This window comes from Mycobacterium sp. E1715 (assembly GCF_001667625.1).
In the GTDB taxonomy this organism is placed as follows: domain Bacteria; phylum Actinomycetota; class Actinomycetes; order Mycobacteriales; family Mycobacteriaceae; genus Mycobacterium.
The window spans coordinates 1-10,702 of record NZ_LZJJ01000249.1 but is presented as its reverse complement, the minus strand read 5'-3'; the positions used below and the strand labels follow the sequence as shown (position 1 = coordinate 10,702).

At 69.3% G+C, this 10,702-nt stretch carries 8 protein-coding genes and 1 pseudogene; 6 read left to right on the top strand and 3 right to left on the bottom strand.

All coding sequences use genetic code 11. From position 1 onward, the window contains the following. Positions 1-929 (bottom strand): acyl-CoA dehydrogenase family protein (locus A9X03_RS13360; protein ID WP_197696069.1); only part of this gene is annotated, 929 nt, incomplete at its 3' end. A 129-nt stretch (positions 930-1,058) separates the two neighbouring features. Between A9X03_RS13360 and A9X03_RS13355 the strand changes: the two genes are divergently transcribed. Next, complete coding sequence (locus tag A9X03_RS13355; protein WP_067748484.1) at positions 1,059-2,174, top strand: esterase-like activity of phytase family protein; 1,116 nt, start codon at positions 1,059-1,061, stop codon at positions 2,172-2,174. Here the strand turns inward: A9X03_RS13355 and A9X03_RS13350 are convergent. Together A9X03_RS13350 and A9X03_RS13345 are read right to left on the bottom strand one after the other, a co-directional pair. Further along, positions 2,150-4,531, bottom strand: a complete 2,382-nt coding sequence (locus tag A9X03_RS13350; RefSeq protein WP_068261459.1) for an ATP-binding cassette domain-containing protein — start codon at positions 4,529-4,531, stop codon at positions 2,150-2,152. The genes A9X03_RS13355 and A9X03_RS13350 overlap by 25 nt on opposite strands. An 80-nt stretch (positions 4,532-4,611) precedes the next feature. Then, complete coding sequence (locus tag A9X03_RS13345; protein ID WP_067748486.1) at positions 4,612-5,085, bottom strand: MarR family winged helix-turn-helix transcriptional regulator; 474 nt, start codon at positions 5,083-5,085, stop codon at positions 4,612-4,614. A 193-nt stretch (positions 5,086-5,278) separates the two neighbouring features. Here A9X03_RS13345 and A9X03_RS13340 point away from each other — a divergent pair, with 193 nt between their 5' ends. From A9X03_RS13340 to A9X03_RS13320, 5 genes and pseudogenes are all read left to right on the top strand, one after another. Beyond that, a complete protein-coding gene (locus A9X03_RS13340) occupies positions 5,279-7,249 on the top strand; it encodes an ABC transporter ATP-binding protein (protein WP_156669897.1) in 1,971 nt (656 codons plus the stop codon). Beyond that, positions 7,246-8,097 (top strand): CbiQ family ECF transporter T component, encoded by an 852-nt coding sequence (locus A9X03_RS13335; protein WP_067748490.1) that lies wholly within the window; start codon positions 7,246-7,248, stop codon positions 8,095-8,097. Before A9X03_RS13340 ends, A9X03_RS13335 begins: the two co-directional genes overlap by 4 nt. A gap of 21 nt (positions 8,098-8,118) precedes the next feature. Beyond that, a complete protein-coding gene (locus tag A9X03_RS13330; protein ID WP_067748492.1) occupies positions 8,119-8,577 on the top strand; it encodes an SRPBCC family protein in 459 nt (152 codons plus the stop codon). Beyond that, positions 8,570-10,375, top strand: a complete 1,806-nt coding sequence (locus tag A9X03_RS13325) for a sulfatase-like hydrolase/transferase (protein WP_156675772.1) — start codon at positions 8,570-8,572, stop codon at positions 10,373-10,375. Before A9X03_RS13330 ends, A9X03_RS13325 begins: the two co-directional genes overlap by 8 nt. A 119-nt stretch (positions 10,376-10,494) precedes the next feature. Then, positions 10,495-10,702, top strand: a pseudogene (locus A9X03_RS13320) (Lrp/AsnC ligand binding domain-containing protein); the annotation flags it as partial.

The window sequence follows — 10,702 nt, the reverse complement described above, 5'->3', positions numbered from 1 at the left end:
TATCGCGTGGCAATGTCCAGCGCGACGCGGGCGGCGGCGCCGGCGCTGCCGCCCACCGTGATCCGTCCGCGCACCAATGTGCCCAGCATGGTGAAGAACCGGCGGTTGATGTTCTCGATCGGCGAGGTGTAGGTGCCGTCCGGCGCCACGTCGCCGTATTTGTTGAGCAGGTTCACCCGCGGGACCCGGACGTGGTCGAACACGATGCGACCGTTGTCCACGCCGGGGAGGCCGCCCTTGTACTCGCAGTCCGACGTCGTCACGCCGGGCAGGTCGTTGCCCTCCGCGTCGCGAATCGGCACCAGCACGCAGTGCACGCCGTGGTTGACCGGTTCGCCGTCCTCCGTCGTGATCAGCTGGGCGAATACCGCTGCCATGGTGGCCGTTTCGGCCGCCCCGCCGATGTAGTCCTTACGGGCGGTGGGCGTCGGAGAGTCGATGATGAATTCCTCCGTGGCCGGGTCGTAGGTCGCGGTGGTCTCCAACGACTGAACGTCGCTGCCGTGTCCGGTCTCGGTCATCGCAAAGCAGCCCCGCAATTCGAGGCTGATGATCTTCTTCACGTACGCCTCGTGGTGGCGCTCGGTGCCCAGATTTTCGACGGCACCGCCGAACAACCCCCACTGGACGCCGGCCTTCACCATCAGCGACAGATCCGACATGGCGAGCATCTCGATCATTGTGATCGCCGCACCGATGTCGCCGGTGCCGCCGTGCTCCTTGCGGAAGTTGTCGGCGGCGGCACCGAAGGCGGCCATGATCCTCATCTGCTCGGCCACCTTGGTGCGCGCAATCACGGTGTTCGGGGTGTAGTGCGGCCGGAAGAGGTCCTCGCTCATGGTGGACCGCAGCTGGTTCCTCGTGTCGCGCCAACGCCCGTCGAGGGCGTTGCGCAGCTGGTCGGCAATGGTGGTGGTCTTTGGCGCCATAACCCGACCGTATCCTGCGGCTCGCGCTGCGGGAATAACAACCCGACCCGTTTTCGCCGACGACACATCCGGGGCCGGGCCGTGCCCCGTTTTCACCCAGCCGACCGGATCGGCGATACCTTCTCCGGTATGGCACATCGGGTCCGCGCGGCGTGCGCGTTGCTCGCCCTGGCGCTCGCCGGCTGCGCGCCGGCGCACCCGCACGCCCCGGCGGCCCCGCCGCGGCCGATGTTGGCCTATCTCGGTCAGGCGCAGGTTCCGTTCAATGCGAGCTTCGACGGGACGGTCATCGGCGGTTTGTCGGCGCTGAGCTATGACGCGGGCCGTCAGCTCTATTACGTCATCAGCGACGACCGCTCGAAGAAGAACCCGGCCCGGTTCTACACCGTGCAGTTGTCCCTGTCGGACAGGGGAATTGACAGGGTCACCTTCACCGGCACCCGTCCGCTGCTGGACCGTACCGGTCAGCCCTTCCGGCCGCTCACCCTGGATGTCACGCCACCGGTCGTCCCGCCGGACCCCGAGGGCATCGCGTTCGACCCCGCCCGGCAGCGGCTGTACTGGTCCTCCGAGGGCGAACGGATCACCTCCGGGCCGGTGTTGCTCGACCCCTGGATCCGGACCGCCGCGCTCGACGGCGCCTACCTCGGCGAGTTCACCCTGCCGGCCAATCTGGCGATGTCCACGCAGAACGTGGGCCCTCGCCGGGATAAGGCTTTGGAGGGTCTGGCGCTGACACCCGACGGCCGGACGCTGTACGCCGCGATGGAGGACCCCGGTTACAACGACGGCCCGACCGGCGGCGACGGTCACCGTGTGCTCACCCGGATCACCAAATTCGACGTCGCCACCGGGGTACCGACCGCCCAGTACGCCTACCCGATGGAGCCGCCCGTCCCGCCCGCCGAACTCAACGGCGTCTCCGACCTGGTCGCGCTGTCGGACACGACGTTTCTGGTGATCGAACGGGCCGCCGCCACCCCGCCGACCGTGCGGATCTACCGGGCCGAGATCGGCTCCGCCACCGACGTTTTGGCGCTCCCGTCACTGGGCGCGGACGTGACCCCGATGAGCAAGACGCTGGCGGTCGACTTGTCCGCCACGCCGGGACTGTCGCCGCTGGACAATGTCGAGGGCATCACGCTGGGACCGAAGCTGCCCGACGGTCGCCAGTCGGTGGTGCTGGTCAGCGATAACAACTTCTCCCCGAGTCAGGTCACTCAGTTTCTGTTGTTCGCGATGTGAGGGTCCCGCGGCCGCAGCCGGTAGAGGGTGAAGCCGGCCGCCGCGACGCCGAGCAGGACAAGCATCGTCATGTCGAACAGCCACCAGCCGCTGTAGTGGGTCCACGTCTGGCAGTCGGCGGCCAGGGGGTCGACGCGGCGCAGGTTGGCGGTGGACGCCGATGCGGCGAAGCCCCAGCGGGCGGGGACGAACCAGGAGATCTGTTGCAGGCCCCACTTGCTCACCAGCTGAACGAGGCTCCCGTTGAAGAGCGCGGAGGCCAGGATCACCGGAAGCAGCAGCGGCAGGACTTCGCGCAACGACTTGCCCATGGTCGACAACGCCAGCCCGACCGCCGCGGACACGATGGCCGTCACCGCCACGCTCACGTACAGCTCGAGGGTGGCGTTGTGCAGCAGGGCCGCGCCACCCGCCGGTCCGCCCTTGTCGGCGATGACAATGGCGAACACGATGGCCGTCAGGATCGCCGCGGCGAGGCTGAACACCAGGATCTTGGCGGCCAAATAGGCCACGGTCGACAGCCCGAGCGCCTGCTCGCGGCGGAAGATGCGATGCTCGCGCACCACAGTGCGGATCGTCAGCGCGGTGCCGATGATCACCGCGGCGAGGTTGAGCGCGGCCAGGATCTCGATCGCTTCGTGCGGGTGGGCGTCGCCGGCATGGGGCCGGGTCAGGCCCGAATCGCCCGGGATCAGCAGCGTCAGACCCGCCAGTGCGAACGGCAGGAGCACCAGGAACCCGACGTAGAGGCGGTCGGCGAAGAGCAGCCGGACGTCACGACGGGCCAGCAGCCGGATCTGACGACCCAAGGGGGCTTCGGCGGGCGGCGGCGCCGGTGGCGCGATCTCGGGCGGCGGGGGAGCCGCCGGGGGACGGGCGCGAAATGCGCGGTGGACGCCGTCGGGGTCGGCGCTGACGCGGGCCAGCACTTGCGGCCAGTCGGCGGTGCCCAGCGCGGATTCGACGTGTGCGGGCGGCCCCAGGAACGCCGTCGTACCGGCCGAGCTCAGCGTCAGCACCTCGTCGCACAGGTCGAGGTTCGCCAACGACGTCGGCGACGACACGGCCGCCACCACCACGCAGCCAATGTCGGCCTGGCGCCGCAGCATCGCCATGACGTGACGTTGTTGCTCCGCATCCAGGCCGGCGGTCGGCTCGTCGACGACGAGCAGCGTCGGCCGGGTGAGCAGCTCGACCGCCAGCGCGGCACACCGGCGCACCTCGGGCGAAAGCTTGCCGATCCGGGTGGACCGGTGCTCCGAGAGATCCAGTTCCTCGAGGACTTGGCCGATCACGCGGTCGCGTTGCTCCGGTGAAACGTCCTGCGGCAGGCGCAGTTCGGCGGCGTACGCCAACGCCTTTTCGACGGTGAGCTGGCGGTGCAAGCGGTCCTCGGGCGAGACGATGCCGATGCGGGTGCGCATCGACGCCGGCTCCGCATGCACGTCGTGGCCGTCGACCGTGACGCGCCCGGAGCTGGGTTGCCGGGTGCCGGCGAGCAGCCCGAGCAGGGCGGAGTTGCGGTTGGCCGACGGCCCGACGACGACGGTGAACATGCCCGGACGCGCCGAGAACGAGATGCCCGACAACATGTCGCGCCCGTCTACCGTCAGCCCGAGCTGGTACGCGGTCACCCCGAGGGTGCGGGCCTCGGCTTTGAGCGGCAATCGATAAGTGGCATTTCCAGATTCCGCGGCGCCGACGGCCGCACGCGGAACGCGGAGTTTCGAGGTGATCATCCGCTCGATCAGGCCCGGTGCCTTCGCCTGCGCATCCGCCGCCAGGATCGGCTCGACTGGCGGTGGAACGGGCGGTGTCGGCTGCGGGTGGGCGGGACGTTCGGCCGCCGGCGGTTGCGGGGGCAACACGCGCATGCGCTGGGTCTCGCGCTCGGTCGGGGCCAGCGGGCTCGGCTCGCCCGGATGAGCGGGTGGCGGGGGGAAGGGAGGAGGCGCCGGGGCCTGCCGCGGCGGGTAAGCGGGCGGTCGAGGCGGGGTTTGACGAGGCGGGCCGGCCGGGTGAGCGATCTCGAAAACCAGCCGCGGACCGCGCTGCGGATCACCGACGCTGATCGCCTGGCCGTTGCGAATCGCGACGGTCGAGGCCCGTGCGCCGTCGACGAAGATGCCGTTGTGGCTCAGGTCGATCGCCACCCAGTGAGTGCCCGCGAACCGCAGCACCACCTCGGGGCGGGGCGCCGGGGGCGGCGAGGTCGGAGTTCCGAGGCGCTCGAGGGCGATGTCGCTGCCCGGGCCGTAGCCGACGATCACGTCGCGGCCGGGGGAGAAGTCGAATCGCGCCGACCCGACCCACACGGTCAACGGGGAGGCTCTGAAACCGGAAGCCTCGGGCCGCATGGCCGCCACCTTTCGTCGCACCGGTCAGATCGACCTAGTGTCTACCCGCCGGCCGTCGTCCATCCACGTGGGTCCGCCCGTCACAGCGCGTTGCGGCGCCCCGCCAGCGACGCGTTGTCGAGAAGCCGGCGCAAGACCTCGACCGCGTCGGTCAGCACCTGGCGGTCGCCCGGCTCGAGCAACGCCAGTTGCGGTTCGATCGCGGCGGCACGGTCGGCGCGAACCGCATTGAGCGTGCGCTTGCCCTGGGGGGTGATGCGGATGCGGACGGCGCGGGCATCCCCCGGGTCGACGGTTCGGGTGACCAGGCCGGCGTCCTCGAGCCGGCGCACCTGGGTCGTCATGGTCGGTTGTGAGCAGTGATCGACCGCCGCGAGGTCGCCGATCCGGGCTTCGCCGTGGGCTTCGATGGAGGCGAGCAGTCTGGCCTGCGCCGCCGGCAGCGGCATTTGGATGCGCTGGGTGGCCAGCCTGTTGAGCCGCGCCACCACGGCGAGCAGATCCGCTCCCAGCTGCTGGGCCTCGATGTTTGCGGTCTCGACAACTCTGTCCATGTGTCCATAGTTCCATAGCTTTGCTAAGCGAGGCGAAGACGCGCGGTCCGAATGGTGTCGGGAGTGTCGAGTGTGACGAACCGAGTTGGGACCACGGCCTGGCAGAATCGGTGAAGTGAAAGTCCGCCACCCCGTCCGTGCGCGCCGTCGGGGCGGACCTTTACATCCGGCGGAATTGGCCCAGGCCTCGGTCATGGGGGCGCTTTGCGCGGTGATCGCGATCATCGCCGGTGTCATCCCGTTCGCCCAAGGATTGGCGCTGCTGGGCACGGTGCCGATGGGGCTGCTGTCCTACCGTTACCGGTTCCGTGTGCTGGTGGCCGCGACGTTTGCTGCCGGAATGATCGCCTTCCTCATCTCCGGAGTGGGCGGCGCCGTGACGGTCGTCAACTGTGCCTACATCGGCGGCCTGACCGGATTCGTCAAGCGCAGGGGCAGGGGCACACCCACGGTGCTCGTCTCCTCCCTGATCGTCGGGGTCGCCGTCGCCGGGGCGACTGTCGGTGCGTTGGCCGTGCTGAACCGGTTGCGGCATCTGATCTTTGAGGTGATGTCGGCGAACGTCGACGGTGTGGTCGCGTTCCTGGACCGGGTGAATCTGCGATGGCTCGGCGCCGACGTCAAGCGGTGCTTCGACTTCGGGCTGCATTACTGGCCGTGGCTGATGCTCGGCTACGTCACTTATGGCGTCATGGTGTCGTCGTGGATCGGTTGGTGGGCGCTTTCCCGCCTGCTGGACCGGATGGGCAACGTGCCGGACGTGCACAAGCTCGACGCCCCGGACGAGCCGCCCGGCGCAGCGATCGGGCCCGTTCCGGTGCGGCTGGATAGGGTGCGGTTCCGCTACCCCAATGCCAGGCAAGATGCCTTGCGGGAGCTCAGCCTCGACCTTCAGGTCGGAGAACATGTCGCGGTCGTCGGCGCCAATGGGTCGGGCAAGACCACGTTGACGCTCATCTTGGCGGGCCGGCAACCGACGTCGGGCACGGTGCACCGCCCGGGCGCGGTGGGGCTCGGCATGTTGGGCGGTACGGCGCTGGTTCTGCAGCACCCGAAGAGCCAGGTCTTGGGAACCCGCGTGGCCGATGATGTGGTGTGGGGGCTGCCCCCGGGAACCGAGGTCGACGTCGACCATCTGCTGCAGGAAGTCGGTCTCGGGGGTTTTGCCGAGCGCGATACCGGCGGCCTGTCCGGCGGCGAACTGCAACGCCTCGCCCTGGCCGCGGCGCTGGCGCGGGAACCGGCGCTACTGATCGCTGACGAGTTCACCAGCATGGTCGACCAGAGGGGCCGAGAGGTCCTGTTGAACGTGCTGGCCGGCCTTCCCAAGCGGCATCGGACCGCCCTGGTGCACATCACGCATTTCGACAACGAGGCCGCGTCGGCGGACCGGACCATCAACCTGAGTGACTCCCCGGATAACACCGGCATGGTCGAGACGGTTCCGGCCCCGCTGCCTGCCACCGCGTTCCGGCGCGGCCCAAGCAAGCCGGTGCTGGAAATCGTTGGCGTCAGCCACGAATACAACAGCGGGACACCGTGGGCGAAGACCGCCCTGCGCGACATCAATTTCGTCGTGGAACAAGGCGACGGGATTTTGATTCACGGTGGCAACGGTTCGGGCAAGTCGACGCTGGCGTGGATCATGGCCGGACTGACCGTTCCCACGGTCGGCGCCTGCCTGCTCGACGGTGAGCCGATCCGGGATCACGTCGGCGCGGTGGCGTTGTCGTTTCAGACGTCGAGGCTGCAATTGATGCGCAGCCACGTCGGCCTGGAAGTTGCTTCGGTGGCGGGCTTTTCGCCCCACGACGAAGGCCGGGTGATCGCCGCCCTGGCGGCGGTCGGGCTGGAACCCGCGATGGCCAGGCGGCGCATCGATCAGCTCAGCGGCGGCCAGATGAGACGGGTGGTGCTGGCCGGACTCCTGGCGTGCTCGCCGCGCGTGCTGATCCTCGACGAGCCGCTGGCCGGGCTGGACGTCGGGAGCCAGCGCGGCCTGCTGCGGCTGCTGGCGGATCTTCGCCGTCACCGCGGGCTGACCGTCGTCGTCATCTCGCACGACTTCGTGGGCTTGGAAGCCGTCTGCCCGCGAACCCTGCACGTGCAGAACGGCGCCCTGCAAACGGTGTCGGCCAGCGCGACGGCCGGGGGTGTGTCGTGACCGCACCTTCGTCCCCGACGCGCGGCAAGGAGCGGCGCACCGCGCGCCCGGTGGTGCTGTTGGTTCCGGTGCCCGGCGGGTCCGCGATCCACAGCCTGTGGGCCGGCACCAAACTTCTCGTGGTGTTCGGTGTTGCGGTGTTGCTGACCTTCTACCCGGGCTGGGTGACGATCGGGTCGGTGGCCGCGTTGGTGATGACGGCGATCTGGATCGCCCACATTCCCCGCGGTGCGCTCCCGTCGGTTCCGCGCTGGCTGTGGGTCCTCATCGCGTTGGGCTTCGTGACGGCCGCGCTGGCCGGTGGTAGTCCGGTGGTGTCGATCGCGGGGGTTCACCTGGGGCTCGGCGGGGCGTTGAACTTCCTGCGGATCACCGCGTTGTCCCTCGTCCTGCTCGGTCTGGGGGCGATGGTGTCCTGGACGACCAATGTCGCCGAAATCGCCCCGGCGCTCGCGGTTTTGGGCCGCCCGCTCAAGCTGGTGCGGATCCCGGTGGACGAGTGGGCGGTGGCCCTGGCCCTGGCGCTGCGCGCCTTCCCGTTGCTGATCGAGGAATTTCAGGTGCTCTACGCCGCTCGTCGATTGCGGCCCAACCACATGGCACCGACGCGTAAGGCCCGGGTCAAGCAGACGGCCGGCAACTCGATCGACCTGGTGGCCGCCGCCATCGTGGTGACGTTGCGCCGCGCCGACGAGATGGGTGATGCGATCACCGCCCGGGGCGGCATCGGCCAACTCTCAGCCGCTCCGGCCCGGCCGAAAATGGCCGACTGGTTGACGCTCGCGGTGACCATCGCGGTGGGCGGTGCCGCGGTGGCGATCGAGACGATATTCCACCTGACTCGCTGATCGTTCGCGTAACGTGAGCGCGTGGCCGACATACGCCGGACTCGCTCGATCGCGGCCCGCATCGGCGACATCTGGGAAATCCTTGCGGACTTCGGGTCGATCAGTTCGTGGGCCGGCAACGTCGACCACTCGTGCATCCTGTTCTCCGGACCCAACGGATCCGCCGTCGGCACCGCCCGGCGCGTCCAGGTCAAGCGCGACGCGCTCGTCGAGCGCATCACCGAGTTCGACCCGCCCCGCGCCCTCGGCTACGACATCGAAGGCCTGCCCGCCCGACTCCGCAGGGTGTCCAACAGCTGGACGCTCGAATCGACCGCCGGCGACTCGGCCACCACCCTGGTCGCCCTCACCAGCACGGTCGAAATCGGGCCGCACGCAATGCAAAAGCTGGCCGAGCGCGCCCTGTGCCGCTTTCTGGCGCGACAGTCCGAACTGATGCTCGCCGGCCTCGCCGACCGATTGGAGCATGCCCGTGTCTGACCGCCCCGATGTCATCGTCATCATGACCGACGAGGAACGCGCGGTACCGCCCTACGAGGCCCCCGACGTGCTCGCGTGGCGCGATCGAACGCTGACCGGCCGCAAGTGGTTTGACGATCACGGTGTCAGTTTCACGCGGCACTACACCGGCTCACTGGCCTGCGTGCCGAGCCGACCGACCATCTTCACCGGGCAGTACCCCGACCTGCACGGCGTGACCCAGACCGACGGCATCGGAAAGACCGCCGACGACTCACGGATGCGCTGGCTGCGTGCAGGCGAGGTTCCCACGCTCGGAAATTGGTTCCGGGCGGCCGGTTACGACACCCACTACGACGGCAAGTGGCACATTTCGCACGCCGATCTCCTCGAGCCCCGGACCGGTCGGCCGTTGGCGACCAATGACGACAACGGGGTCGTCGACGCCGCCGCCGTGCGGCGCTATCTGGAGGCAGACCCGTTGGGCCCCTATGGTTTCTCCGGCTGGGTCGGGCCCGAGCCGCACGGGGCGGCGCTGGCCAACGCCGGTGTGCGGCGTGACCCGCTGATCGCGGGCCGGGTGGTCGCCTGGCTGGCCGACCGCTACGCCCGCCGCCGCGCCGGCGACCCCGCCGCCTTGCGGCCGTTCCTCCTGGTGGCGAGCTTCGTCAATCCCCACGACATCGTGCTCTTCCCGACGTGGTCGCGGCGGAGCCCGGTCAAGCCGTCGCCGCTCGACCCTCCCGCGGTGCCCGCCGCACCGACCGCGGACGAAGACCTGTCCACGAAGCCCGCCGCGCAGATCGCCTTTCGCGAGGCGTACTACTCCGGCTACGGCCCCGCGGCCGCGATTGACCGAACCTACACGCGCAACGCGCAGCGCTACCGCGACCTGTACTACCGGCTGCACGCCGAGGTGGACGGACCGATCGATCGCGTCCGGCGGGCCGTCACCGAAAGCGGTTGGGGCGAGGCCATATTGGTACGCACCGCCGATCACGGCGACCTGCTCGGGGCCCACGGCGGTCTGCACCAGAAGTGGTTCAACCTGTACGACGAGGCCACCCGCGTCCCCTTCGTCATCGCGCGCGTCGGCGAGCGCTGCACGCGACCACGGCAAGTCACGGCGCCGACTTCGCACGTCGACCTGGTTCCCACTCTGCTGGCGGCCGCAGGCGTCGATGTCGCGGCGGTCTCGGCAACGCTGGCCGAGTCGTTCTCCGAAGTGCACCCGCTACCCGGACGGAACCTGATGCCCGTCGTGGACGGTGCGCCGGCCGACGAGACCCGCGCCGTCTACCTGATGACCCGCGACAACATGCTCGAAGGGGACAGCGGTGCTTCGGGATTGGCGCGCCGCTTGCAGCAGACGGTCAATCCGCCTGCGCCGCTGCGCATCCGGATCCCGGCCCACACCGCCTCCAACTTCGAGGGGTTGGTTGTCCGCGTCGACGAGGCGACCGCCGCCGGTGCCGCAGGCCACCTGTGGAAGCTGGTGCGCACCTTCGACGATCCGAGCACCTGGACCGAACCGGGGGTGCGGCACCTGGCGGCCAATGGGCTTGGGGGAGAGGCGTACCGGACGTCTCCCCTCGACGATCAGTGGGAGTTGTACGACCTGACCTCGGACCCGGTCGAGGCGGTCAACCGCTGGGCCGACCCTGACCTGCACAGCCTGCGTCAGCACCTGCGGACGCAGCTCAAACACGCGCGGGCCGAATCGGTGCCCGAGCGAAACCGGCCGTGGCCGTATGCGTCTCGCCGGCCGCCTAGATCACGTCCGTCACGGCTCAAGCGCCTCTTCCGCCGGCGGACGTAACGCCAGGGCGGAAACTCGGCCCGAATTGCGCCATGGCGTTACGCGCGCCGCGCCGCTAGGTGCGCATCCTGTCGATGAGATTCGACAACACCACGATGCTCTCGCTTCTCTCGATGTCCGCGCTCGACCGGATGCGCGCCGCCTGGGTCGACATCCCCGAGGTGGCCAGCGCGGCGACGGTGACCGGCACGTCGGATGCGATCCTGCACGTGCTGGCGCGCGACATGCGGCACCTGGAAGCCGCCCTCGAGCGCATCCGGTCGAGCGCGGACATCGAGAGAAGCGAGAGCATCGTGGTGTTGTCGAATCTCATCGACAGGATGCGCA

What these genes read in the sequence shown, in the direction of transcription:
- A9X03_RS13355 (WP_067748484.1), top strand. Translation starts at nt 1,059, where the DNA reads ATGGCACATCGGGTCCGCGCGGCGTGCGCGTTGCTCGCCCTGGCGCTC.
- A9X03_RS13350 (WP_068261459.1), bottom strand. Translation starts at nt 4,531, where the DNA reads ATGCGGCCCGAGGCTTCCGGTTTCAGAGCCTCCCCGTTGACCGTGTGG.
- A9X03_RS13345 (WP_067748486.1), bottom strand. Translation starts at nt 5,085, where the DNA reads ATGGACAGAGTTGTCGAGACCGCAAACATCGAGGCCCAGCAGCTGGGA.
- A9X03_RS13340 (WP_156669897.1), top strand. Translation starts at nt 5,279, where the DNA reads ATGGGGGCGCTTTGCGCGGTGATCGCGATCATCGCCGGTGTCATCCCG.